This window comes from Citrobacter sp. MGH105 (assembly GCF_001037485.2).
GTDB lineage: Bacteria > Pseudomonadota > Gammaproteobacteria > Enterobacterales > Enterobacteriaceae > Citrobacter > Citrobacter portucalensis.
Genome location: NZ_CP073048.1, coordinates 2,499,905 through 2,526,190, shown reverse-complemented (window position 1 = coordinate 2,526,190; position 26,286 = coordinate 2,499,905). Strand labels below are relative to the sequence as shown.

Here is a 26,286-nt window from a genome sequence, read left to right as displayed (position 1 = left end):
AAAGGAAACACCCATGAGCAAGGTATTAGTTCTTAAATCCAGTATTCTGGCAGGGTACTCTCAGTCAGGTCAGTTGTCTGATTATTTTGTTGAACAGTGGCGTGAAAAGCACTCTGCTGATGAAATCACTGTCCGTGACCTGGCTGCAAATCCTGTACCGGTACTGGATGGCGAACTGGTGGATGCGATGCGCCCGAGCGATACACCGCTGACGCCGCGTCAGCAAGAAGCGCTGGCGCTGTCCGATGAGCTGATTGCTGAGCTGAAAGCGCATGATGTGATTGTTATCGCCGCGCCGATGTACAACTTCAACATCCCAACGCAGCTGAAAAACTACTTTGACCTGATTGCCCGTGCAGGTGTGACTTTCCGTTATACCGAGAAAGGCCCGGAAGGTCTGGTGACAGGTAAACGCGCGGTGGTGCTGACCAGCCGTGGTGGTATTCATAAAGACACACCAACCGACCTGATCACGCCGTACCTGAACGTATTCCTGGGCTTTATCGGCATCACCGACGTGAATGTTGTCTTTGCTGAAGGTATTGCTTACGGCCCGGAAGTGGCGTCTAAAGCACAGTCCGACGCGAAAGCCGCTATCGACAGCGTGGTAGCTGCCTGATAATTCCCCCCTCTCACCATCCGGTGGGAGGGTTTCTCCGACACTTACTTCTTTCCCTGCATCTGTATCTGTTTGCCGTGAATGCGATTAATATCACGCCAGATGGTTGCATAATCCCTGCATTTCGCCAGATTCTCTTCCCAACAATGAAGCAAAAACTGTTCCGGTTCCGCGACATCCCGGCTTAACAGCTTGAATACCCAACGATTCCAGACATACCACTTGAAAAGCCACATGATTTCACCCTACGACGCGACCGGTGTTGGACTATACCAGCATCCATTTTATGCCGTGTGGCAACTATTGCGACGTCAACGATTAATCCAGATGAATGCTACACAAGCAGTACCAGCCAGACAGCCCACAGAATAGCTGCCAGGCAGAGCGTATGCCGACACTGTTGCAATGCGCCGGACTGGCGCTCGGCCAACGTGAGCGTTTTCAGTCGCTCACGACGCCAGATAAAGCACAGCGCATCGCCTGCCTGTACATTGTTATGTACAGTGATTAGCGAAAAATAGCGCTCATCAAGCCATAATCGCCAGCAGCCAAACCAGACAATGGCGCACAGCAGCGCGATAATGGCACGCAGGACGCCAGGCGGTGCGACAAAGAGCACCCACACCATCGGCGGGAGGGAAAAAAGCAGGATGAAGCGCCAGCTTGCCAGCGTGTTCCGCAACAAGTCATGCCGAAGCGCCTCCCCCTCTGTTACGTTGTCACTTTCCGTTGCCATTGTTGCAGCATCTCCAGATGTTTATCAGTCAGCACCACCTGTGGGCGGCACGCACGGATCTGTGCCACGGCCTGCTCTACCGTAGTTGCATTACCATGGAGTAACAACCACGCCGCAATCACCATCGCACTACGCGATAGTCCTAAAGCACAGTGCACCAGCACCGTGCCCTGTGTCTCACGCAGGGTCTCCAGACTGCTCACCGCCTGCTGAAGTTCAGCTTCATTCGGGATCACTAAATCCAGCATTGGTACGCAGTGATACGTTCGCGAAGCCGTCGCCCGTCCACGAGGAAACTCAAAGGTCACGTCCAGTACCGCATTTTGTGCTGGCTCCTGGCGCGGAAAACTACCAAGATACACGCCAGGTGCCACCGAACTTACCGCAGGCAAACGGCGGGTAAACCAACGCATCGACAGCCACATTCCTGCTCGCCACGGCAATGACAGCCAGTAAACAGCGGGAGGGAATCGGCCATGCGAATCTTTCGCCGTCGTTGCTGCACCGAATCCAGCGTAGCCGCACCCGGCGATCAACAACGCCAGCGCAGGCCATAACAACCATGGCGTCAGCAACACTGCTGAAATGAAGCATACTGCCGCCCCTGTCAGGTATCGCCGCATCAACCTCATGCGCGCTGCATCCGGTTTACACCAGCGCCAGCGGCGTTGTTCCGGAACCATCCAGTCAATCAGCATTCCTGCTGCCAGTCCGGTAATAATATCGATAAAATGGTGTTGCCAGGTGGTAAGAACAGAGATAGCAATCAGCAAAAACCAGCTATCAAAGAGCCTGCGCCAACCGCCTGACAGATAGCGACTGAAATGCCGCCACAGCAGCCAGCAGAGAATAATATGCAGTGATGGCGACTGGTTATAAGGCAGATCGAACTGCTCCAGTTGCGCAAACAGCCAACCCGCCGCCCCCGCCACCTCGGGACGCGTAAAACTAAACTGCAACGGAAACAGTAAAAAACCACCGCAGGCAATCACCGATGCCAGTACCAGCCGGAGCACCAGTCGACGCTGTTCGAAACGCGTGGTGCAAACAAACAGAGATAATCCGTAAAACAGATCCAGGCTCCAGTAAGGAAGAATGGTCCACGGAATAAAAGGAATGGCCGACTCCCAGTCAAAAACGATACTTCCAACGTTCTGATATTGCGCGTCTTGCCAGGCGGTAAACTGATTTACCTTGCCATACGTAAGGAAAAAAAACGGTGCCAGCAGCAGTAACCAACCTGCTGCCTGCACCATGACTTTACGCTGCTCAGGAGGCACGACGCACCGCCATAGAAACGGTGAAGATACCCCATTCATCAATCAGCTGTGTACACTTCTCAAAGCCCGCGTCACGAACCAGCGCATCCATTTCCCCCTGCGTACGTACGCGCATCACCCACGCTTTACCATCTTTATGGCTGGTCAGCGACCAGGCGATCGTTTTTAGCTGTGGATGCCAGGGTTGCCCGGTATAGATCAACACGCCCCCCGGCGCTATCGCCTCTGCCAACCCGGACAAAGAGTTTTTGACCAGCGTGTTGTCAGGAAAGAGTTCGTACAAACCGGAGACAATCCCTAATGTGGGACAAGGTTCCAGCGCTGCCAATTGTTCGCGGTTGAAGGCATCACCTTGTTCAAAGTGCGCAATGTCAGTCATGCCTCTGCTGGCGATCATTTCGCGACCTTTATTCACGTTCAGCTCACTGTAATCGCGCAATAAAATTGAACTTACCGCCGGTTCGCCTTCCAGCGCATCGAGTACATAGCGTCCATGTCCGGCAGCAATATCCACCACATGCACCGGCGTGCCCTGCTCCGCCAACTGAGCGACTGCCTGGCTAATCAGCATCTGCAAATGAACCTTACGCTGGCGGATCCCCTGCCAGCCGACATTGTTCAGGTAGTTCTTGTCAATTAAACGCCCCAGCGCACTGCTACCCTGAGGCTGGTTGCGATAGACATAATCCAGCGTACTGCCGGAATCAAAACCGGTGTCAAACCCCAGACGTACACCCGTAGATTGCGTCCCCAGAAGCTTCATGCCATAGCGCAAACCGCGGTACGCAAGATCTTCAAAAGAATACGGCGCAGGTCCGCCATTGAGCATCCGCCAGGTATCCGCACCCGGGCTCCAGCGGTCTTCGTTACTGTAATCAAAACGCTGCACCGGCGTAGCATAGAGCGTCGTAATAAAATCGCGCATTTTATCGAATGCCAGGTACCGATCTTTTTCGCCTAACGTGTCGTGGTAAAAACCCGGCAGCACGTGCAATTCTTTCAGGGGATTCCTCAGGCGCTGATAAAAATCAATCTGCGGCTGGCGATGCACAACAAAATCATCCCCGGACACCAGCAACTGCACAGGTAACGTAATAGCAGCGGCATCGCTGACAATTCGCTCTGCCGTTTTGTAGAGATCCAACAGGATGTTCACCGCAATGGCACGGGTGATCTGAGTATCAAGGTTAAAGCTGGCCACGCGATCAACATCGTGCGTCAGGTATTTGCCTTTAACATAAGAATTAACGAAAAACAGGCCACGTAGCCGGTGCAGTAACGTTAGCCCCTGGCGGGCAAACGGCACATACAATTTCACTTTGAAAGCCGGTGACGCCAGCACCAGTCCACGAATATCAGGCGCATAGTCATGTGCCCAGGTTGCAGCCAGTACCGCGCCTACGCTTTGGGCTACGACGACCACATCTTCCATTGCGGCCTGGCTGTCTGCTGCGGCGAAACGTACAAATTCTTCAACATCCTGCACCGAGCGCGCCAGCGAGGGGCTATAACCACGCTGACCCGGCGAGTGCCCGTGACCACGTGCATCCCAGGCATAAAATACGGTGTCTGGCATCGCCAGTTCATCCACAATATGCTGCAGCCGCCCGGAATGTTCGTGTCCACGATGGAACAGAACAATCACTTTGGGTGTCATGCCTGGCGCAGGCGCAGGCCAGTGACGATAAAACAGCACGGTGTTATCGCTGGTCAAAAAATGTCGCTCGTCTGGCACGCGTATATTATTCATGTGGCTGCATTCCTGTGGTTTGTTGCTGTAGCAGCAACAGCTGCTGCCTGAGTTCGTCCATGAAGCGGTGTTTATCATCATGAAAACGCAATGCTCTGCCAATATTGACGTCAATAAACAACGGCAGCGGTATACGATTCCCTTTAGCCATTACGTGTTCCGTCCCACGTAGCCAGACGGGAATAATCGGCACGTCCGGCACTCGCTGGCTCAGATGCCATAACCCGGATTTCAGCGGTGACAGTTTTCCCGGCTCACCGCGCGTCCCTTCAGGGAAGAGGATTAGGATCTTGCCGTCGCGTAATGCCTGTTCACACTGCGCCAGCGGATTGGTTTCTCCGCCCTTACGCGAAATGGGAATAATGTTGAGAATATTCAGCGCAAACCAGGCCATCGCCTTATTACGCAGGAAATAATCAGCAGCAGCCACCGGATGAATGGACGCCTGGCGGCGCAGCGGAAAGAGCGAAAGGAGTGCAAACACGTCCATATGGCTGTTGTGATTAGCGACAATAATCGCCGGGCCTCGAATGGGCAGACGATCCCGATGCCTGATACGCAGCCCAAGCCACAGCCATATCACTGGCCAGACAATGCAAAGCGTAAACAGCGTTCGCAAAATTAAGCTCATCATAAGTTAGTAGCAAAAGTAGCGGATGAAGTGGAAAAAAACGGGGGCGGTGAAGATCAGAGAATCCAGTCGATCAAGAATACCGCCGTGGCCTGGCAACAGTGTTCCGCTGTCCTTCACGCCGATATCACGTTTTATTGCCGACATCACCACATCGCCACAAAAACCGCTGAGACCGATAATAAAACCCGCCAGCAGCGACAGCGGTAAGTTTAATGGCGTCATCATAGGCCCAAGCAGTGCCGCCATCAGCGTAGTCGTTGCCACGCCGCCGATCAGTCCCGCCAGCGTCTTGTTAGGGCTGACCTTAGGCATAACCTTCATACGCCCAATCGATTTTCCCCACAGGTACTGCGCAATATCGTTGAATTCCGTTAAACCTACCAGGAAGAGCACCAGCAATGCGCCGGTTTGTTTGCCATCATCAGGCAGTACCAGCAAAAACGCGACATGGCTGAACGCAAATACGGTGGTCATCAGGCTCCAGTGATGCTGCGAGGCAAAACGTAAGAAGCCCTGCGTATCACCCGCAATCACCATACGAACAGGTAAGAATAAGAATGCATAGACCGGGATAAAAACGACAAACATGCCGTACCAGTTGATGCCAATCAACCAGTAGTTAATCGGAATAGCAACGAACATCCACAGCAGCGGCATGCGGTCGGTTTGACGCGACGGAGCCAGCGTCAAAAACTCCTTTAGCGCCATGAAACTCACCAGCGCAAAAAAGGTTAACGCCAGCCAGCGCGGACTTAAAATAGCCAGAGAAAACAATAAGATGATTACCCACCAGGTGCGAATGCGTAATGTCAGTTCCCGCCAGTCTTTGCCCGGTCGTCGCCACACCAGTAATCCATTCACCACCGTTGCAACCAACAGCAGCGCAAAAATGACCGCGAGTGACCTCTCTAACAGCATCATTTCACGGCCTCTTCACGCAATGCACTTTTACAGCGATTAATCACCGTCCATAACAGTAAGAGCGTAGCAATACCCCAGAGCACATTGTTCCACTGCGCAACCTGCGGCCACAGCGCCAGCGCCAGACCCCACGCGCCAAATACCAACGCTCTGTCGCTTTTACCCAGCGGTCCGGCATAGCTGCGGACGCCATTAATCGTTTGTGCCAGGACGCCGCAAAACTCCGTCATCACCGCACAGAACAGCACCACCAAAACCAGTAATACGTTACTGTCGGGGAGCAGCATAAACGGCAAGTAAAGCGCAATGTCGGAAAGAATGTCTCCGCTTTCATTAAGAATGGCCCCAAGTCGCGATTGTTGGTTGCATTCCCTCGCCAGCATGCCGTCCAGTGCATTGAGCGCCATCCGTATAAACAACACGATGGGCAGGAGAACAAAAAATTCAGGTTGGGGGAAAATAACCAGCACTGCACCGGTCACAAAAGAAAGCGCCATCGCGGCAAGAGTAACGTGATTCGCTGTGACGCCTTTTTTATGTAGCCAGAACATGAGAGGCCGCAAAAGCGCCTGAAAGGCGGGCTTTATCTGATAAAGCGTCATCATCACTCCTTGATAATTTGTTGATTTAAATATAGTGGATTAATTAACCGTTGCCGCCTATTACTTTTTATGGGAGTAACTAAATAAATCGAGCTTATTAAAATACTCTATTGTTTTTTCAGCCACTTACCATTTATACCCTGCACATACTCTCCCGGTTTAGCGCGAGCAACCAGCTTTTGCCCGGCCATTTTTGCCACTTCATCTGGCGGAATATTATTGCTCTCTGCCAGTTGCTGATAGCTGGCGTTGCGCGCTTTATTAATCTCACTCACCAGCGCCTGCGTTTCGGCATCGGTTTGCAATGCGACCAGATAGCCATTGAGCGTTTCCCCTACTCGCCCCTGAGTTCTGGCTTCATTCAGGGTCAATGCCCACGTATTGCTGCTGAGTAAACTTAGGACGACCAGCGCCACTGCAAACTGTTTTCTCATCATGACCTCAGAACAAATCGCTGCGCGATTTCAATAAACTTTCGACGTCTTTATCAACTTTGATATGGATCTCATGCTCGATTTTGACGTTCATATTAATGGTGATGGGCTCTTTTGGCGCAGCCACTTCGATTCTGGGAGTACACCCTACCAGCAGAGATGAAGTCAGCAGACCCAGCATGGCAGCTATCGTTTTCATTGTTGTTCCTCACATTCCTTGCCTTCCGGGCAATGGGTTTCCGGCAGCGCTGCATTTTGTTCAAGCCATGCCTGTAAATTGTCGCCAAAACGCAAACTGCGCCATAGCGTAAAGACGTTTTCCTCGTGGGTATAATTCAAATTAACCGTACCTACTTTGCCATCTACCCGACTATTGCCAGTCACGGTTGACTGCATGGTTAAGACACCGAGGTTATCCAGATTTATTTTCGTCCACGAATGGCTTATTTCCATATAACGCAGCCAGTTAATGGCCGCCCCCGCCGCCATGTTATCTTTGACGACCGCATCCGCTGTGTCCTTATCAATACGCAACGTCATCGGCCCTGGATTAGTCAACCAGCCGTCTTTAATGATCCATTTTTCGTTGTCCAGCCATAATGGCAACGCACCACTGACCGGGCCAGACATGGCGAACTGTTTGGGGTTAACCGCACTGATAAGCTCGCTGGAAGAGATATTCTGCACCCGCAATAAGGCCGGGTCGTGCTGCGGCATCCGCAGTTGCTGCATGATGATTTTGCCACCCAGCAGGTCGGCACTGACATCGCTCAACAGTAACGGGTTGTTTTCACTCCAGGGGTACGCCCCCTGCAGATCGGCGGCGATATTCTTCACCGTCACCTGATTCACCACTTCCGCAATACGCAGTGAAATAGGTCCACGCGTACCCAGTTGCCATGCGCCTTCACTAAACCGGAAAGGCAATACAAAATCGACACCGTTGATTTGGTTATCGGGCATCCAGGCGCTACCGCCTTTTAACACCCCATGACCGCCTGCTTCAAAGCCCTGCTCCGGGGCTGCCGAAAACGCGACCTGCGCATACAGATCACCTTCACGTAGCTTCATTTTCCAGTCAGGTGGAACCAGAGGTTGGAATACGGTGAGCGATTGTTTTGGCCACCAGGCCTGTCCGCGCAGGCGGATACCGTCCCAACGACCATTCAGCTGTACGGGCCCAATCGCCCCTGCGTGAAGCTGGCCTTTGAACTGGAAAGTTGTCGGATCGCTACCTTCCACACTGAACTTCAGCGTCGATGGTGGTAACACGCTTCCCCCGGTGAAGGTGGTGTTCCCTGCGTCCAGCGACAGCGCGCCGCTAAATGTCGGTTTGGTTGCATCCCGCACCCAAACTATCGGTTCGTCCATCACCAGACGCGGATTTTCCACCTTCATCGTGCCGTATTGCAGATGATCAAATCCGGTAGAAAGATCAAATAGCTTCAGGGTGTTGTCATGCCATTCTCCCTTACCCGCAACGTCCCAACGGGCATGCATCGGCGTAAAGCTGCCTTCCCCCCAATATCGCCACTGCCAACGACCGGCATCAGGAAGAAAATCATTTGCCAGGCCATCCAGATGCAGTTCAAAGCCCCCCATCTGGTTTTCATGCGCACGTAAAATAGCCTGCAGACGCCCATCCACACCACGTTGCGTGACTTTTACGCCTGCCAGCGGCCAGCGAATCTCGTCAATATCCAGCGAATCAATCACCCGCCCACGTGAGCGCAGCAGCGCTCCTGGCTCAAAAGCCAATTGTGGATCGTTCAGACTTCCGGTAAGTCTGGCGGGCAATTTCGCGTAGAAGATCAGATCGCCCTGTTTCGCTTCACCGGTCAACTGTAGCGGCATCTCGCTACTATCCATGCCAAGCTTACCCGGCCCCAGCGTTAATACGGCATTTCCTTTACCGGCGTCGCCATGCGTCAGAACGTTCAGACGCCCGCTCACCACCGCGTTTTCCAGTCCGGCCTGCCAGTTTTCAACTTTTATGCCCAACCGCCCGCTTAACGGGAATCCCTGATAAGGCCAGTTCCAGCGTCCGTCGCTGATGGTAAGTTGCTGGCGTGTTATTTCCCACGGAAGGTCCAGCAGCGGATCGGCATTATCACGCGCCATGACAATCAGTTGTCCGCTGTTTTCTTGCCACTCCAGTTCGGCGTCCACAAGCGTAGGCTCTTGCGGCAGACTTAACGTCGCAACCGCATGACCGCTTACCGGTAGCCCATCGGGAACCAGTGGCATAGTAAATTCACCGACCAGTTTTACCGGCGGCTGGCCTTCAAATGCCGCAACATCCAGCTCAGTTACCGTGAGGTTTTGCCCGTGCAAACGCCCCTGGAATTTAACTTTTTCACCCTGGTAACGCAGCTGTTGAGTGGTGGGAGTGAGCGAGAGTGACAGTTTTCCCTGCCATTCCTGCCATGGAGAAAGAATAAGTTTGTCGATGTTAATCCAGGTATTGGGCAGCATTGACTGCCATTCAGCCAGCGTTTTAGGCGCTGCCGGCGATGGCTCTGCCTGCGGCAATTTGGCCAGGCAAGCTGAATCCAACTCAATGGTCCCGACATTCAGCGACCAGCGGCTGGGGTGAGACAGATCCGCCTGAGTGATGCGTGCTAGCGGGCAATCTTCAACCAGATAGCGGAGTTCAGGTATATGCAACCCATGCCGTGTCAGCCGCGGGCTTTCATCCAGCGCGATGCGTGTTCCAACGGGTAACCAGATACCCACCAACGTAGGCACCCACAGGCCAAGCGTCATCACTAGCGTCAGCGGCACGAGAATCAATAATAAGAGGAGTGCCAGAACGGCTTTATATTTACCCTTCATGGGTAGTTAATATCCTGATTTAGCAAAAATTTAAGCCGGTTTAGGCCTGTATTGTGGCATGTTTAACTGGATATGCCCACATTAAGGATAGATAACCGATTTCTAGGCACGCTGTTACACGTGCCGTCTGGGATATTAAGATTCAGACTCAATGAGGCCTAAGTTGTCCATCGCTATGTTTAGGTCCGATACGACCTGCTTCTATCAGAATTTCCTCAATGAGTTCTTCGAGGCACTCCCTACCATGATGATCGCAGACCAGATGTACCTGCCGGGAAATCTCATCAGGTTTCATACCATCGCATAATGCCGCCTTGAGCATTAGGGTGGCCCATCGTTTTGCTTCAGAGTGAGTCAGCATAACCCCTCCCGATAATTGCTACCTGTATAAGCGTAGCTGTCCGGATGTGATTCGGCTGGCTTTTTACCTGCCGCGATATTCAGGTGTTGAGTTGGATAGAAAAATATCCAGTTGTTGAAATTGTGTAACCTGCCCACACTAACAACAGATACGCTGAAATTATTCATTACGCCTATGACTATCAATAACTTTTTAGATTTTGTAAAATAATTTGAATTGGATTAATGTGACGTCAAAATCACTGGAGAAAGTCTTATGAAACTCGCCATCTATAGTACAAAACAGTACGACAAGAAGTATCTGCAGCAGGTTAACGAGGCTTTTGGTTTTGAACTTGAATTCTTTGACTTTCTGTTGACGGAAAAAACAGCGAAAACCGCCCATGGCTGTGAAGCTGTGTGCATTTTCGTCAACGACGATGGCAGCCGCCCCGTTCTGGAAGAACTGAAAAAGCATGGCGTGAAATACATTGCGCTGCGTTGTGCCGGGTTCAATAACGTCGATCTCGACGCAGCAAAAGAGCTGGGTCTGCAGGTGGTTCGTGTTCCAGCTTATTCACCAGAGGCCGTCGCTGAGCATGCGATTGGCATGATGATGACGCTGAATCGCCGTATTCACCGCGCTTATCAGCGTACCCGTGATGCCAACTTCTCTCTTGAGGGGCTGACCGGTTTTACTATGTATGGCAAAACCGCTGGGGTGATCGGTACCGGTAAAATCGGTATCGCTGCGCTGCGGATCCTGAAAGGTTTTGGTATGCGTCTGCTGGCGTTCGATCCTTACCCGAGCGCTGCTGCGCTGGAGTTAGGCGTTGAATATGTCGATCTTAAAACGCTGTTTGCAGAGTCAGATGTCATCTCTCTGCACTGCCCGTTAACACCGGAGAATTATCATTTGCTCAATCACGAAGCCTTTGAGCAAATGAAAAACGGCGTGATGGTCATTAATACCAGTCGTGGTGCATTGATCGACTCACAAGCCGCTATCGATGCGCTGAAAAACCAGAAAATTGGTTCTCTGGGTATGGACGTGTATGAGAACGAACGCGACCTGTTCTTTGAAGATAAATCTAATGATGTCATTCAGGATGATGTATTCCGTCGTCTGTCAGCCTGCCATAACGTGCTGTTTACCGGTCATCAGGCATTCCTGACCGCAGAAGCGTTAACCAGCATTTCTGAGACCACGCTGCAGAATCTGGCCCAAATCTCTAAAGGCGAGACCTGTCCAAACGCCCTCTTCTAATACCTGTGCTCCCCTGGCGTCAGGGGAGCATTTTCAGACAATCACCGATGATAAAACATTCAGTATCATTATTATATTGAATGTATTCCCGTCGCAAACGTAGAGAAATTTAATGAAGAAAGTTGTCACGTTGATTGCGCTCAGCATGCTGATGGCTGGCTGTGTGAGCAATGGAAAAGTTTCCGTCAATCGCGAACAGTTGCAGCATCACCGCTTCGTTTTGCAAAGCGTGAATGGTAAAGCCGTCACCGCCACCAACAACCCACCTGAGTTAAGTTTTGGCGAAAACATGACGGTATCAGGAAAGATGTGTAATCAATTCCACGGCCAGGGCAAGCTGTCCGACGGTGAGTTGAAGGTAAAAGATATGGCGATGACGCGTATGATGTGCGCCGATCCACAGCTTAACGCGCTCGACGGGATCGTCAGCGAAATGTTTAAGCAAGGCGCACAGGTCGATCTGACTGCTGACCAGTTAACGCTGGCGACAGCAGAACAAACGCTGACGTATAAACTCGCGGATTTAATGTAGGAAACGTGGTGGCTTAATAGCTCCCACAACTTCCGGCGGCAAGCGACTGCTCACTACAGCGTTTGCCGTTGGGTAGCGCACACATCCCGATAGCAGAACCATCCAGTTGACGAGCAACAGAGAGCGAACCGCCAATCATGGCGCAATTAGCTTCTCCTGAACTGGACATTGCTGCCTTCATGCCCGGTGCGACATGCGCGGCGGTTGCCTGCTGAACAGGTTCGCTGCTACAAGCCGATAATAATAACGCGGCACATCCTACCCAAAACGCTGCGCGCATCTTACTCCCCTCTGAATATTAACCAAACGACACAGCCATAAATAATAGGCAGCGGAAACACCGCCGTCGAGAGGCAAAATACGCATTTATGCGTACTGTTTACATTTTCTGGCAATTTTTTGCCTGCTCCTTTGATCAAACCATTCATTCTGTTTATTCCAGGGACACAAAAGCGAAAATCTGTCTTTAGCGCTTTTGCTAAAATAGAAAGATAACTACAGGACTCGCCGCTGTTACGCGTGTCCCTCTTTTTGCGCAATGTAAGGGTGTCAGTATGATCACAATTGACGGTAATGGTGCGGTTGCTTCAGTCGCATTTCGTACCAGCGAGGTTATCGCCATCTACCCGATTACGCCCAGTTCGACGATGGCTGAACAGGCAGATGCCTGGGCCGGGAACGGGCTTAAGAACGTGTGGGGGGATACCCCTCGCGTCGTAGAAATGCAGTCAGAAGGTGGCGCGATCGCAACCGTTCATGGCGCGTTGCAGACCGGTGCGCTCTCTACGTCGTTTACCTCATCGCAGGGCCTGTTGCTGATGATCCCAACGCTGTACAAACTGGCCGGTCAGTTGACCCCGTTTGTACTGCACGTTGCGGCTCGTACAATTGCTACTCACGCATTATCAATCTTTGGCGATCATTCCGACGTGATGGCGGTGCGCCAGACAGGATGTGCGATGCTGTGTGCCAGCAGCGTTCAGGAAGCACAGGACTTTGCGCTGATTTCGCAAATAGCCACCCTGAAAAGCCGGGTTCCGTTTATTCATTTCTTTGATGGTTTCCGTACATCCCATGAAATCAATAAAATTGTGCCACTGGCCGACGACACGATCCTCGGACTGATGCCGCAGGCGGAAATCGATGCTCATCGCGCTCGGGCGCTTAATCCTGAGCATCCGGTTATTCGCGGTACGTCTGCGAACCCGGACACCTATTTCCAGTCACGCGAGGCAACAAACCCGTGGTACAACGCGGTTTACGATCATGTAGAACAGGCGATGAACGATTTCGCCGCAGCGACAGGTCGCCAGTACCAGCCATTTGAATATTACGGCCATCCTCAGGCTGAGCGCGTCATTATCTTAATGGGCTCGGCGATTGGAACCTGCGAAGAAGTCGTTGAAGATCTGCTGGCACGTGGCGAGAAAGTTGGCGTTCTGAAAGTGCGTCTGTTCCGTCCATTCTCTGCCAGACATTTACTGCGCGCGCTGCCGGAAACCGTACGCAGCATCGCCGTCCTGGATCGCACCAAAGAACCCGGCGCACAGGCAGAACCGTTGTATCTGGACGTAATGACCGCGTTAGCAGAAGCCTTTAACTGTGGCGAGCGAGAAACGCTACCGCGCGTGATTGGCGGACGTTATGGCCTTTCTTCCAAAGAGTTCGGTCCAGACTGCGTGATGGCAGTCTTTAATGAGCTGAGCAGCGCGAAGCCGAAACCTCGCTTTACGGTCGGTATCTATGATGATGTCACCAACTTGTCGCTACCGTTACCGGAAAACACCCTGCCCGGTACGGCTAAGCTCGAAGCGCTGTTTTACGGGCTGGGCAGCGACGGTAGCGTGTCAGCCACCAAAAACAATATCAAAATTATTGGTAACTCGACGCCATGGTATGCGCAAGGTTATTTCGTCTACGACTCGAAAAAAGCAGGCGGTCTGACAGTCTCCCACCTGCGCGTTAGCGAGCAGCCTATTCGATCAGCGTATCTGGTTTCACAAGCCGATTTTGTTGGCTGTCACCAGCTGCAATTTATCGATAAGTATCAGATGGCCGAGCGCCTGAAACCAGGCGGTATCTTCCTGCTTAATACGCCATACAGTGTGGATGAAGTCTGGGGTCGTCTGCCACAGGAAGTTCAGGCGGTACTGAATCAGAAGAAAGCCCATTTCTACGTGATTAATGCGGCCAAAATCGCCCGCGAATGCGGTCTGGCAGCGCGTATTAACACCGTTATGCAAATGGCCTTCTTCCATTTGACGCAAATCTTACCCGGCGACAGCGCGTTGGCTGAATTGCAGGGGGCGATTGCGAAAAGTTACAGCAGTAAAGGACAGGACCTGGTTGAACGTAACTGGCAGGCTCTGGCCCTGGCGCGCGAATCCGTCGCCGAAGTAGCACTCCAGCCGGTTGATCCGCACAGCGCAAACCGCCCACCGGTGGTTTCTGATGCCGCACCTGATTTCGTGAAAACCGTCACCGCGGCAATGCTCGCCGGTCTGGGTGATGCCCTCCCCGTATCCGCGCTGCCGCCAGACGGTACCTGGCCAATGGGCACCACGCGTTGGGAAAAACGCAATATCGCCGAAGAGATCCCCATCTGGAAGGAAGAACTGTGTACCCAGTGTAACCACTGCGTTGCCGCTTGCCCGCACTCGGCAATCCGCGCCAAAGTGGTTTCACCTGAAGCGATGGAAAACGCCCCTGCTAGTCTGCATTCTTTGGATGTGAAATCACGCGATATGCGCGGTCAGAAGTATGTACTGCAGGTTGCACCAGAGGATTGCACTGGCTGTAATCTGTGTGTCGAAGTTTGCCCGGCAAAAGATCGCCAAAACCCGGAAATCAAGGCCATCAATATGATGTCGCGCCTTGAGCATGTTGAAGAAGAAAAAGTTAACTATGACTTCTTCCTCAATCTGCCGGAGATCGACCGCAGCAAGCTTGAACGCATTGATATCCGTACCTCGCAGTTAATCACTCCGCTGTTTGAATATTCCGGCGCCTGTTCTGGTTGTGGTGAAACACCGTATATCAAACTGCTTACGCAGCTGTATGGCGACCGCATGCTGATCGCTAACGCGACCGGCTGTTCATCGATTTATGGCGGTAACCTCCCTTCAACGCCGTATACGACCGATGTCAATGGTCGTGGACCTGCGTGGGCAAACTCTCTGTTCGAAGATAACGCCGAGTTTGGTCTGGGCTTCCGCCTGACGGTGGATCAACACCGTGTGCGCGTCATGCGTTTGCTGGAGCAGTTTGCGGATAATATTCCGTCTGAACTGAATGACGCCCTGCATGCTGAAGCGACGCCAGAAGTACGCCGTGAGCAAGTTGCTGCGCTGCGCCAGCATCTGAAAGATGTCGAAGGTGCACAGCAACTGTTAACCGATGCCGACGCGCTGGTCGAGAAGTCCATCTGGCTGATTGGCGGCGACGGCTGGGCTTATGATATTGGTTTTGGCGGACTGGATCACGTCCTGAGTCTGACCGAGAACGTCAATATTCTGGTGCTGGATACCCAGTGTTACTCCAACACGGGTGGACAAGCGTCGAAAGCCACGCCGCTTGGGGCGGTTACCAAGTTTGGTGAGCATGGCAAGCGCAAGGCTCGCAAAGATCTTGGCGTCAGCATGATGATGTACGGGCATGTTTATGTCGCACAGATTTCTCTGGGCGCCCAGTTGAATCAGACGGTCAAAGCTATCCAGGAAGCTGAATCCTACCCCGGCCCGTCGCTGATTATCGCGTATAGCCCATGTGAGGAGCATGGCTATGATCTCGCGCTAAGCCACGATCAGATGCGTCAACTCACGGCTACCGGATTCTGGCCGCTGTACCGCTTTGACCCACGCCGAGCAGACGAAGGTAAGCTGCCGCTGGCGCTCGACTCGCGCCCACCGTCAGATGCGCTGGCCGAAACATTGCTTAACGAGCAGCGTTTCCGCCGCCTGAACGCCCAACAGCCAGAAGTTGCAGAACAGCTGTGGAAGGATGCGACGGCTGATTTGCAAAAACGCTACGACTTCCTGGCCCAACTGGCAGGCAAAGCGGAAAAGAGCAGTACCGAGTAACACCTTTCGTTCAGCATTAAGCTGGAATCAAAAAAAAAGCCCGAACAGTTGTTCGGGCTTGTCAATTTATTCGCTGGCTAATTAATAATTGCCATCAATATACCAACGAAAAATAAAACGTGACAATAAAGGCATATAACACGCGCAGAATAGCCCAACAAAATTCAATTGTATAATTTTTATTTTATATATATTTTCATTAATCCATTCATGCCAATTATTATCATTTCCGTAGAATCATTTGTTTAAGGTTTTACTTAAGACGTAACAATTCATATTTATCTCTTTACGGAACTTCTCCTTTAGCATGCTTTTACTCCCTATATGGGTAGTCACAGGTTAATAAAAAAACTAAAGGATTATTTCAATGAACAGAAAAGTACTGGCTCTCGTAATTCCTGCCCTGCTGGCTGCAGGCGCTGCTCACGCTGCAGAAGTTTATAATAAAGACGGCAACAAATTAGATCTCTACGGAAAAGTAGACGGCCTGCATTATTTCTCTGACGACGCTAACAGCGATGGCGATCAGACTTATATGCGTATGGGCTTCAAAGGCGAAACACAGGTTAATGATATGATCACCGGTTATGGCCAGTGGGAATATCAGGTTCAGGCCAACGGCACCGAAGGTGATAAAGGCGACTCCTGGACTCGTCTGGCATTCGCAGGTATTAAAGTCGGCGACTACGGTTCATTCGACTACGGCCGTAACTACGGCGTCATGTACGACGTTGAAGGCTGGACCGATATGCTGCCAGAGTTCGGTGGCGACTCTTACACCAAAGCAGACAACTTCATGACCGGTCGTGCAAACGGTGTTGCAACCTACCGTAACACCGACTTCTTTGGTCTGGTTGACGGTCTGAACGTTGCACTGCAGTACCAGGGTGCGAACGAAAATCAGTCACCAGAGCAAGAAGGCACCAATAACGGTGGCGACGATCGTAACATGAAGAACTCTAACGGTGACGGCTTCGGTATCTCCTCTACCTACGATCTGGGTATGGGCGTAAGCTTCGGTGCGGCATACACCTCTTCTGACCGTACTAATGAGCAGGTAAACCATTCTACCGCAGGTGGTGATAAGGCTGACGCATGGACTGCTGGTCTGAAATACGACGCGAACAATATCTACCTGGCAACCATGTACTCTGAAACCCGCAATATGACCCCGTATGGTGGTTCTGACGGTAGTGATAATACTATTGCCAACAAAACTCAGAACTTTGAAGTCACTGCACAATACCAGTTCGACTTCGGTCTGCGTCCGGAAGTTTCTTTCCTGATGTCTAAAGGTAAAGATCTGGGTGTAAACGGATCAGACGGTGACCAGGATCTGGTTAAATATGCCTCCGTAGGTGCCACTTATTACTTCAACAAAAACTTCTCCACTTACGTTGATTACAAAATCAACCTGCTTGATGAAGACAAAACCTTCTACACTGCCAATGACATCTCTACCGATGACACTGTAGCACTGGGTATGGTTTACCAGTTCTAATCCGTCAGCCCGCTGGCAACGGCGGGCTCTCTTTACGCTCTAATAATTCTGTTTTATCTCATTCAAAACATTATATCTGTTGCGTTAAAACACATCTCTGATAGATGATATCTTGCATTAAGGTCTGTAGTAGAGGATACCTGCAATGAATCATCATCCTGTAAAATCATCCCGTATTGCATCCGTCGGCTATGACGAATCCTCTTGCACCCTAGAAATTCGCTTTCACCAGTTGACGACCTTGCAATATCAGCAGGTCCCTGCCCGTATTTTTCGTGATTTCCTGATCGTGGTCTCTAAAGGCCGATTTTACGATGGGGTAATAAAAGGCAAATTTCCTGAAATCAAAATAAAGTGATGCCAAAATGTGATCGTTGTCATTGTACATAAAGTGCCATTACGCGGTAAGCTTTAGGTGGATACTTAAACAGGAGGTTTTATGAACAGAACGATTCTTGTACCCATCGATATTTCAGACTCAGAATTAACTCAACGCGTTATTGCCCATGTTGAAGCAGAAGCAAAGATCGACGATGCACAGGTTCATTTTTTGACCGTCATTCCGTCATTGCCCTATTACGCTTCCCTGGGACTGGCCTACTCGGCAGAGTTACCGGCCATGGACGATCTGAAAGCCGAAGCGAAATCTCAACTGGAAGAGATTATCAAGAAGTTCAATATCCCAACGGACAGAGTGCACGTTCATGTCGCAGAAGGTGCGCCGAAAGACAAGATTCTGGAGATCGCCAAAAAATTACCGGCCGATATGGTCATTATTGCCTCACACCGACCTGACATCACCACCTACCTGCTGGGCTCTAACGCCGCGGCTGTAGTGCGTCACGCGGAGTGTTCGGTACTGGTAGTCCGCTAAGCTGTCTGGCCCGCACATCGTTGCGGGCTTTTTGCATCTACCCCTTATCCCCCTCGATTCCTGTCCTAAATGTGCTGACATTTTTCCCGCTTATCCGTACCATACACGCCACAGTTTTTATATCAGACTTCTTTTGCCGGACTATCCGGCGTGATGCATACTCTTCTGATGCCACACTATGAATTGAGCCTCTATTAAATGTCGCAAAATCAAGATATTAGCAAGAAAGAACAATACAACCTGAACAAATTGCAAAAACGTCTGCGTCGTAACGTGGGCGAAGCCATTGCCGATTTCAATATGATTGAAGACGGCGATCGCATTATGGTGTGCCTTTCCGGCGGGAAAGACAGCTATACCATGCTGGAGATCCTGCGTAATTTGCAGCAAAGCGCCCCGATCAGTTTTTCCTTAGTTGCGGTTAATCTCGATCAAAAACAACCCGGTTTCCCGGAGCACATTCTGCCAGAGTATCTGGAACAGCTGGGCGTTGAGTACAAGATTGTCGAAGAAAACACCTACGGGATCGTCAAAGACAAAATCCCAGAAGGCAAAACGACCTGCTCGCTCTGCTCTCGCCTGCGTCGCGGCATTCTGTACCGTACGGCAACCGAGTTAGGTGCCACCAAGATTGCGCTCGGCCACCATCGCGACGACATCCTGCAAACGCTGTTTTTAAACATGTTCTACGGCGGGAAAATGAAAGGCATGCCGCCGAAGCTGATGAGTGATGACGGTAAGCACATCGTGATCCGCCCGCTGGCTTACTGCCGTGAGAAAGATATCGAGCGTTTCTCCGAGGCGAAAGGTTTCCCGATTATTCCGTGCAATCTGTGCGGCTCACAGCCTAACCTGCAGCGTCAGGTCATTGCCGACATGCTGCGTGACTGGGACAAACGCTATCCAGGCCGCATTGAAACCATGTTCAGCGCAATGCAAAACGTTGTACCTTCACATCTGAGCGATATCAATCTGTTCGATTTTAAAGGCATTAAGCACGGCTCAGAGGTTGTGAACGGCGGTGATTTAGCGTTCGATCGTGAAGAGATCCCGCTGCAGCCTGCGGGCTGGCAGCCAGAAGAAGATGATGCTCAACTGGATGAATTACGCCTGAACGTGGTGGAAGTGAAGTAAGCGTCTGTCAGGCCTACAACGTGCATCAGCGCCTGTAGGCCTGATAAGCGGAGCGCCATCAGGCGCCCCAACGGGTAGTTATTTCAATAACCGGACCCGGCAAGTCTTGCCTTTAATCTTACCGTTTTGTAATTGCTTCCACGCCTTGTGCGCTATGTTCTGGCGGACGGCGACATAAACGTGTGCAGGATGAACGGCAATTTTGCCGATATCGGCGCCATCCAGGCCAATGTCACCGGTCAGAGCCCCCAGAACATCGCCAGGACGCATTTTCGCTTTTTTACCGCCATCAATGCATAACGTCGCCATCTCTGCTTCCAGCGGCAGGATTGAGCCGTTAGCTGACGCAGTTAGCCAGTTTAGCTTCAGTTGCAGCATTTCAGAAAGAATGTTGGCACGCTGCGCTTCTTCCGGCGCACAGAAGCTAATCGCCAGACCGCTGTTGCCGGCACGCGCGGTACGTCCGATACGATGGACGTGGACTTCCGGATCCCACGCCAGTTCGAAGTTAACTACCAGCTCAAGTGATTTGATATCCAGGCCACGTGCGGCCACATCGGTTGCGACCAGGACGCGCGCGCTACCGTTGGCAAAACGAACCAGCGTCTGATCGCGATCGCGTTGTTCCAGGTCGCCATGTAATGACAATGCGCTTTGCCCTGCCGCATTCAGTGCATCACAAACAGCCTGACAATCTTTTTTGGTGTTACAAAAAACAACGCACGATGCGGGTTGATGCTGGCTGAGTAGCTTTTGCAGCAGCGGAATTTTTCCGTGGCTGGAGGTTTCGAAAAACTGCTGTTCAATCGCCGGTAACGCATCGACCGTATCAATTTCAATCGTTAATGGATTTTGCTGTACCCGGCCACTGATAGCAGCAATGGCTTCCGGCCAGGTTGCGGAAAACAGCAAAGTCTGACGTGACGCAGGCGCAAAGCGAATGACATCATCAATCGCATCGCTAAAGCCCATATCCAGCATGCGGTCGGCTTCATCCATAACCAGCGTATTCAGGGCATCCAGAGAAACGGTGCCTTTTTGCAGGTGGTCAAGTAAACGACCCGGTGTGGCAACAATAATATGTGGTGCATGTTGCAGGGAGTCACGCTGTGCGCCAAAGGGTTGCCCACCGCACAACGTTAAGATCTTGGTGTTTGGCAGGAAGCGCGCTAAACGACGCAGTTCACCCGCCACCTGGTCGGCAAGCTCGCGCGTTGGGCACAGCACCAGAGACTGCGTCTGAAACAGCGCGGCATCAATATGCTGTAATAGCCCAAGACCAAAAGCAGCCGTTTTGCCACTGCCGGTTTTAGCCTGCACGCGAACATCTTTACCCGCCAGGATTGCCGGTAACGCAGCAGCCTGAACAGGCGTCATTTCAAGATAGCCCAGCTCGTTAAGATTCTCGAGTTGAACAGCAGGTAAAACATTCAGGGTTGAAAAAGCGGTCACAATTTAATCTCGCGGTAAAAACTCACATTCAGCAGGCGCGTATCCTCGCAGATCTGTGCCCGTGATGCGACAATTTAATCGGTTCTTCATCCGGCGGCGGATCCGGCATGGGCTGCGGACGAGGTATGGGATCGGGAATGGGAACCGGATCGGTCGGTAGCGAATCAGTGTTCGACGTTGCAATCAGACAGGTCATATACCCCTCCAGTCATTCAGGTTGACTCTTTTAGGGTAGACGCTGATTTCCTGCAGGCAAAAAAAAGCCGACTAATCTAAGTCGGCGTCGTACGAATCAATTGTGCTATGCAGTAATTCAAAAAAGGAAGTAAGACAATATGGAGCGCAACGCCCATCGCTTGACGTTGCATTCACCTGCGAGAGAGATATTGCCCCGAATAGGTAGATGGTTTATTGACTTCGCTCAAAAATCAGGACGTTTTCATGCGCAAAAGCCACTAAAAAACGTTGTTGTTACAACCATTTACTACGGTGCAACCATAAAGCAACACCACCAATCAGGACCACTAACAGAATACAAAAAAGCGAGAAACCAAACTGCCAACCACCGCCGGGGATACCGCCGAGGTTAACGCCGAAAAGCCCGGTTAAAAATGTGCTGGGAAGAAAAACCATAGCCATCAATGACATTGTATACGTTCGGCGAGCCAGAGACTCCTGCATCACCTGCGCAATTTCATCCGCCATAATACCGGTCCGGGCAATACAGGCGTCTATTTCATCCAGCCCTCTCCCCAGCCTGTCAGCGATATCCTGCATCCGTCTCCGATGGTCGTCGGTCATCCAGGGTAAACGTTCACTCGCCAGACGGGCATAGACATCACGCTGTGGTGCCATATAACGGCGCATCACAATTAGCTGCTTACGCAGTAAAGCTAAAAAACCACGCGGTGGGATCTGCTGATCGAGCAGGTTATCTTCCAGATCAATAATCTTGTCGTGCAGCTGTTCGATAAATTCGCTGGCATGGTCGGTTAGCGCATCACACACATCCACCAGCCAACTGCCACAATCAGCCGGTCCTGTCCCTTCCTGGAGATCGCTGACCACATCATCCAGTGCCAGCACTTTGCGCTGGCGGGTTGAGACAATCAGACGTTCATCCATATATAAACGCATCGCCACAAGTTGGTCAGGACGCTCGTCGGTGCTGCCGTTAATACAGCGCAGTGTAATCAGCGTACCTTCCCCGACTCTACTGACGCGTGGGCGTGTGCTTTCGCCTGCCAGCGCATCACGCACATTGTTGGGAAGAAGAGGTGTTGTCGCCAACCATTGGGCGCTTTCAGGATGGGTATAATTAAGATGTAGCCAGCAGGGATGCTGACTATCGATAACATCGTTATCTTCCAAGGGTTTCACCCCACCCCGGCCATCCAACAGCCAGGCAAACACGGCATCCGGCACATTAACATCCGTTCCCTTAATGGCTTCCACAGCGCCTCCACAAACATTCAGCTTTTTTCGTTAGTCTAGCTGTCAGAATATGTTAAGCAATATCTCATTGTCCCATTGTGCTGAAATGATTCATGAAAATATCTGATAATACAAAAAGCGCCGACGATTGCGACGCTTGCATCGAGATGTCCGGTTAAGCCCGCTGCCATCTCGCTGACTCAAGAGCGTTACTTAAGCGAAATTTATGTGTTCGCGACTGGAGATCAATCACCTGGTTTTTCAGGATACCTGAGGAATCAGAAAGCTCATCAACCATAATGGCATTACTTTGGGTTACATTCTCCAGTTCGGCCAGTGCATGAGTAATTCTGATAATTCCTTTCTCCTGCTCCTGTGTAGTGGTTAATATCTCGCCCATCAGTTGGTTTAATTGACCGGCACCACCGACAATATCATGCATATTTTTTTCTGCTTCACGCACAATAGCTGCACCTTGCTGAACATTTTGATGGGTTTGCGCAATCAGCTGCTTAATATTCTTAGCGGCATCCGCACTTCGGTGTGCAAGCATTCTGACCTCACCGGCCACCACGGAAAAACCTTTGCCATGTTCACCGGCCCTCGCCGCTTCCACGGCAGCATTCAATGCCAGAATATTTGTCTGGAATGCGATACCATCAATTAGCGTAATAATTTCCGTCATCTGCTGTGCACATTCGGTGATTGAACGCATATTTGTCGCAACCTGCACCATTAATTCGCCACCCTGAATGGCGCATTGCGTGGCAACTGTTGCCTGGACGCTGGCGATTTGCGTGTTTTCAGCATTATTTCGCGTATTAACGGCTATCTCATCCATATTAGCAGCCGTCTGCATCAATGCTCCGGATTGTTGTTCCGTTTTCACTGAAAGCTCGGCGCTGCGTTCCGCAAGCTGTTCAGAGAGCGCCATCGCCGTTTGTGAGGATGTTCTGATCTCATTAACGAGTGTTGAAATATTACTCGATAAACTATTGATGCCCGGTATTAGTCTACCCGCACAATTATTACCAAACTCAGGAATACTGATCGCCAGATTCCCAGACGTCACTTCCTCAATGCTCCTTTTTACCGTATTGATCGGCATGACCAGGTATTTCGTCATATACCACCATAAGCATAATATAGAAATAACGCTTACCACATTCGTACCAATTATAATTTCCGACGTGGCCGAGAAAATCATCTCAACAATATTGAGAGCAACCGCCGAAATGAGCAGAAATAAAATAATAAAGGTTCTGACGCTAATATCATTTAACATTTTAGTCCTGTGCACTAAGAAATTATGTAGATATTATTTTTTATAGCACCTGCAATGCAGAATGCCATTGCTCTGCGACGAAAGCTGAACTTTCAATGAGAGCCTGCAATCCTTTTACTTAAGGCAAGAAATTACACCTTTTATTCCCGTTAGTTCAGTGTTTTATTCCGTCAAATGGCTGTGATGGCGCCAGTCATCAGGTTATTGTGATGACAAGCACATGGAGAGCATAAAACACACAGAACTATAAATTTGGTGAATGTTTATATAAGTAATGGCTCGTTATTTTCACTATCTTCCTGTTTCCTCTAATACCAGTGTAAAAACATAAGAACATTCCCGGTTTTATCATGTTAACTGGACAAAACCTGCTAGATTTATTACCACGGCTTTTTTTCGATAGGTAGTATGATGTTGAACGTGTCGTGGGACCCTGTATTGATTGGGATTTCCTTTGTTGTCGCGTTTATTGCCTCTTTTATTGCTCTCGATAGTGCGGGCAAGGTGGCAATCTCCAATCGACGTGAATCAACCTTCTGGCGCCTGTCTGGCGGGGCTACGCTAGGGATGGGGATATGGTCAATGCATTTTATCGGTATGCTGGCCATGAAAATGAGTATGCCGATCAATTACCATTTTTCGCTCACGGCATTTTCTTTCTTTATTGCGCTCATTTCTGCAACTCTCGCCATTAATATCGCCATTTCCGGTAATACGCTTTCAACAAAACGATTAGTCGTAGCCACAGGAATATTAAGCGCCGGTGTCGTCACCATGCACTACGTTGGCATGTATGCCATCATTGAGCATGTTGCCATCCTATGGAGTCATTCGCTGATACTGCTCTCAGTGATGATTGCCATCGTTGCATCTGGTGTGGGTTTGTGGCTGGCGTTTCATTTACGCCAAAATACCCGTCGAGCCCTGATCAATCGGCTTGTCGCCGCCCTTATTATGGCGCTGGCGATTGCCTCTATGCATTACACCGGGATGGGAGCGGCAACATTCACCCATTTTGGACACACGGTACACAATGGACTCAGCACACTGGAACTCTCTGTCTGGGTCTGCGCCGTCACGCTGGTTATTTTGGGTATCATGCTGGTGGTGTCGATGGTGGATTCGCAACTGCGTACCTCCCGACTGGCAGACAACTTACATCAACTTAACTGCCAGCTTGAGCATCAGGTCCACTTCGATGCGCTGACCGGACTTGCCAATCGCACACAGATAGATGCCTGCTTACAGGCCTGTCTGCAGCATTCCAAACTGCATCAGCATCAATTTGCTCTGGTATTCATCGATCTCGATCGCTTCAAAGTCGTTAACGATACCTGGGGACATCACATCGGCGATCAGTTGCTGATCGCCAGTACGCAGCGAATCTACAGCTGCCTTGATGACACCATGACGCTGGCGAGGCTGGGGGGAGATGAGTTTATTCTTCTGGTTCCTGACTGCAATAAAGAGCATATCACCGCTCTGCTGACCCGGATTGCCGCTGCGATTGGCGATCCTTTCACGCTTTTTGGGTACACCATTCGGGTTTCGTTAAGTGCGGGAAGCAGTATTTATCCTGAGCATGGTTCCACGTTGCATGAGTTAAAAGTAAAGGCTGATATGGCGATGTATCATGTCAAACAGGCTGGCAGAAACGGTTGGGCTATTTATAGCCCAGAAATGGAAGCTATCGCCGATACACCGCCGACATTTTTACAGGAACTGTCACAAGCTCTGGAACACGATCAATTTGAGCTTTGGTACCAACCCAAATACACCGCCGGAGATCATTCCCTGACCGGTTTTGAAGCGTTATTACGCTGGCATCACCCGGAACGCGGCATGCTGTTACCCGCAGAGTTTCTGCCTGCGCTGGAAGAAACAGGGCTTATCATTCCGGTCGGTAAATGGGTTATCCAGCAGGCATGCCAGCAGTTACATCAATGGAAGTTACAGGGCCATGCGGAATGGACCCTCGCCGTTAATCTTTCCCCTTCCCAGTTTGAACAACATGACATCGTTGATGTGGTTTGCAGCGCCCTTGCACAATATCAACTGTCACCTGCATATCTCACGCTGGAATTGACTGAAAGTACAGCACTTAAAAATTTAAAACGTAGCGCTGAAGTCTTAAATGCATTTTCAGCTTTAGGGATCACCGTTTCTATTGATGATTTCGGTACCGGTTATTCAAATATATTGATGTTGAAGTCTCTTCCGGCACGGGAATTAAAAATTGACAGAGTATTTGTTAAAGATATCAGCGAGAACAGCAAAAATACAAAGATTGTGTCTACTATTATTGACATAGCCCACTCCATGAATATGCAAGTGGTGGCTGAAGGAATAGAGACCCAGGAGCAGGAAATACTCCTGACCCAGATGGGATGTGGTGTGCTGCAAGGTTTCTTGTTTGCAAAACCGTTGCCTGCGCATCAGATCCATGAATTGATTCCAACGGAAAGCAACATTAAGCAGCAGCGAATCGTACAGTCTTTGTCTCCTCAACAATCAATAACATTATGAGACTGTAATATAAAAACAGATGCCATTAAACGGGCAACACAGCAGATAAAGA

General features: G+C 50.6%; 24 protein-coding genes. 9 read left to right on the top strand and 15 right to left on the bottom strand.

Annotated features, from left to right (window positions below):
- Nucleotides 1-13: 13 nt before the first annotated feature.
- Nucleotides 14-619, top strand: a complete 606-nt coding sequence (gene azoR / locus SK35_RS12110; RefSeq protein WP_048216309.1) for an FMN-dependent NADH-azoreductase — start codon at nt 14-16, stop codon at nt 617-619.
- A gap of 44 nt (nt 620-663) precedes the next feature.
- On the opposite strand, the gene SK35_RS12105 is transcribed toward azoR, so the two are convergent.
- From SK35_RS12105 to SK35_RS12060, 10 genes are all read right to left on the bottom strand, one after another.
- Complete coding sequence (locus SK35_RS12105) at nt 664-855, bottom strand: hypothetical protein (protein ID WP_048216308.1); 192 nt, start codon at nt 853-855, stop codon at nt 664-666.
- A gap of 98 nt (nt 856-953) precedes the next feature.
- Nucleotides 954-1,355 carry a hypothetical protein gene (locus SK35_RS12100; protein ID WP_048216307.1) on the bottom strand — a complete coding sequence of 134 codons (402 nt, stop codon included), beginning with the start codon at nt 1,353-1,355 and terminating at the stop codon, nt 954-956.
- Nucleotides 1,331-2,635: a phosphatase PAP2/dual specificity phosphatase family protein gene (locus tag SK35_RS12095; RefSeq protein WP_251365190.1), complete on the bottom strand. Its 1,305-nt coding sequence runs from the start codon at nt 2,633-2,635 to the stop codon at nt 1,331-1,333. The genes SK35_RS12100 and SK35_RS12095 overlap by 25 nt, the downstream gene beginning before the upstream one ends.
- Complete coding sequence (locus SK35_RS12090) at nt 2,625-4,385, bottom strand: bifunctional alpha/beta hydrolase/class I SAM-dependent methyltransferase (protein ID WP_048216306.1); 1,761 nt, start codon at nt 4,383-4,385, stop codon at nt 2,625-2,627. The genes SK35_RS12095 and SK35_RS12090 overlap by 11 nt, the downstream gene beginning before the upstream one ends.
- The gene (locus SK35_RS12085; protein ID WP_048216305.1) at nt 4,378-5,019 is read right to left on the bottom strand and encodes a lysophospholipid acyltransferase family protein; all 642 of its coding nucleotides are present in this window, start codon (nt 5,017-5,019) and stop codon (nt 4,378-4,380) included. Before SK35_RS12085 ends, SK35_RS12090 begins: the two co-directional genes overlap by 8 nt.
- Nucleotides 5,020-5,022: 3 nt before the next feature.
- Nucleotides 5,023-5,940 carry a phosphatidate cytidylyltransferase gene (locus tag SK35_RS12080; RefSeq protein ID WP_048216304.1) on the bottom strand — a complete coding sequence of 306 codons (918 nt, stop codon included), beginning with the start codon at nt 5,938-5,940 and terminating at the stop codon, nt 5,023-5,025.
- Entirely contained in the window at nt 5,937-6,542 is a 606-nt protein-coding gene (locus SK35_RS12075; RefSeq protein WP_048216303.1) for a CDP-alcohol phosphatidyltransferase family protein, read from the bottom strand. The genes SK35_RS12080 and SK35_RS12075 overlap by 4 nt, the downstream gene beginning before the upstream one ends.
- 107 nt (nt 6,543-6,649) lie before the next feature.
- Entirely contained in the window at nt 6,650-6,976 is a 327-nt protein-coding gene (locus SK35_RS12070) for a YdbL family protein (protein ID WP_048216302.1), read from the bottom strand.
- Nucleotides 6,977-6,983: 7 nt separating this feature from the next.
- Nucleotides 6,984-7,175, bottom strand: a complete 192-nt coding sequence (locus SK35_RS12065; RefSeq protein ID WP_008784882.1) for a YnbE family lipoprotein — start codon at nt 7,173-7,175, stop codon at nt 6,984-6,986.
- Nucleotides 7,172-9,811, bottom strand: coding sequence for a YdbH family protein (locus tag SK35_RS12060; protein ID WP_048216301.1), 2,640 nt, complete (start codon nt 9,809-9,811; stop codon nt 7,172-7,174). The genes SK35_RS12065 and SK35_RS12060 overlap by 4 nt, the downstream gene beginning before the upstream one ends.
- 616 nt (nt 9,812-10,427) lie before the next feature.
- Between SK35_RS12060 and SK35_RS12055 the strand changes: the two genes are divergently transcribed.
- Together SK35_RS12055 and hslJ are read left to right on the top strand one after the other, a co-directional pair.
- Nucleotides 10,428-11,417, top strand: coding sequence for a 2-hydroxyacid dehydrogenase (locus SK35_RS12055; protein ID WP_003833196.1), 990 nt, complete (start codon nt 10,428-10,430; stop codon nt 11,415-11,417).
- Nucleotides 11,418-11,529: 112 nt separating this feature from the next.
- A complete protein-coding gene (gene hslJ, locus SK35_RS12050; protein WP_048216300.1) occupies nt 11,530-11,949 on the top strand; it encodes a heat shock protein HslJ in 420 nt (139 codons plus the stop codon).
- 13 nt (nt 11,950-11,962) lie between these two features.
- Here the strand turns inward: hslJ and SK35_RS12045 are convergent, their stop codons facing one another.
- Nucleotides 11,963-12,229, bottom strand: a complete 267-nt coding sequence (locus tag SK35_RS12045; protein ID WP_003833199.1) for a putative hemolysin — start codon at nt 12,227-12,229, stop codon at nt 11,963-11,965.
- 274 nt (nt 12,230-12,503) lie between these two features.
- On the opposite strand from SK35_RS12045, the gene nifJ reads away from it, so the two are divergent.
- The 5 genes from nifJ (at nt 12,504) to ttcA (ending at nt 19,537) form a co-directional block, all read left to right on the top strand.
- Nucleotides 12,504-16,028 (top strand): pyruvate:ferredoxin (flavodoxin) oxidoreductase, encoded by a 3,525-nt coding sequence (gene nifJ / locus SK35_RS12040; protein WP_048216299.1) that lies wholly within the window; start codon nt 12,504-12,506, stop codon nt 16,026-16,028.
- 367 nt (nt 16,029-16,395) lie between these two features.
- On the top strand, nt 16,396-17,529 hold the full coding sequence (ompC, locus tag SK35_RS12035) for a porin OmpC (protein WP_048216298.1): 1,134 nt from the start codon (nt 16,396-16,398) through the stop codon (nt 17,527-17,529).
- Between the two features lie 145 nt (nt 17,530-17,674).
- On the top strand, nt 17,675-17,887 hold the full coding sequence (locus SK35_RS12030; RefSeq protein ID WP_048216297.1) for a KTSC domain-containing protein: 213 nt from the start codon (nt 17,675-17,677) through the stop codon (nt 17,885-17,887).
- An 81-nt stretch (nt 17,888-17,968) separates the two neighbouring features.
- Nucleotides 17,969-18,403 carry a universal stress protein UspF gene (uspF, locus tag SK35_RS12025; protein ID WP_003833207.1) on the top strand — a complete coding sequence of 145 codons (435 nt, stop codon included), beginning with the start codon at nt 17,969-17,971 and terminating at the stop codon, nt 18,401-18,403.
- 198 nt (nt 18,404-18,601) lie between these two features.
- Nucleotides 18,602-19,537, top strand: coding sequence for a tRNA 2-thiocytidine(32) synthetase TtcA (gene ttcA / locus SK35_RS12020; RefSeq protein WP_048216296.1), 936 nt, complete (start codon nt 18,602-18,604; stop codon nt 19,535-19,537).
- 78 nt (nt 19,538-19,615) lie between these two features.
- Here the strand turns inward: ttcA and dbpA are convergent, their stop codons facing one another.
- The 4 genes from dbpA to SK35_RS12005 form a co-directional block, all read right to left on the bottom strand.
- Nucleotides 19,616-20,989 carry an ATP-dependent RNA helicase DbpA gene (dbpA, locus tag SK35_RS12015; protein WP_048216295.1) on the bottom strand — a complete coding sequence of 458 codons (1,374 nt, stop codon included), beginning with the start codon at nt 20,987-20,989 and terminating at the stop codon, nt 19,616-19,618.
- A gap of 28 nt (nt 20,990-21,017) precedes the next feature.
- A complete protein-coding gene (gene ynaL / locus SK35_RS27060) occupies nt 21,018-21,185 on the bottom strand; it encodes a proline-rich small protein YnaL (RefSeq protein ID WP_095533097.1) in 168 nt (55 codons plus the stop codon).
- Between the two features lie 275 nt (nt 21,186-21,460).
- Complete coding sequence (zntB, locus tag SK35_RS12010) at nt 21,461-22,444, bottom strand: zinc transporter ZntB (RefSeq protein WP_048216294.1); 984 nt, start codon at nt 22,442-22,444, stop codon at nt 21,461-21,463.
- Nucleotides 22,445-22,598: 154 nt separating this feature from the next.
- On the bottom strand, nt 22,599-23,708 hold the full coding sequence (locus SK35_RS12005; RefSeq protein WP_048216293.1) for a methyl-accepting chemotaxis protein: 1,110 nt from the start codon (nt 23,706-23,708) through the stop codon (nt 22,599-22,601).
- 411 nt (nt 23,709-24,119) lie between these two features.
- On the opposite strand from SK35_RS12005, the gene SK35_RS12000 reads away from it, so the two are divergent.
- Entirely contained in the window at nt 24,120-26,234 is a 2,115-nt protein-coding gene (locus tag SK35_RS12000) for a putative bifunctional diguanylate cyclase/phosphodiesterase (protein ID WP_048216292.1), read from the top strand.
- Nucleotides 26,235-26,286: the final 52 nt, after the last annotated feature.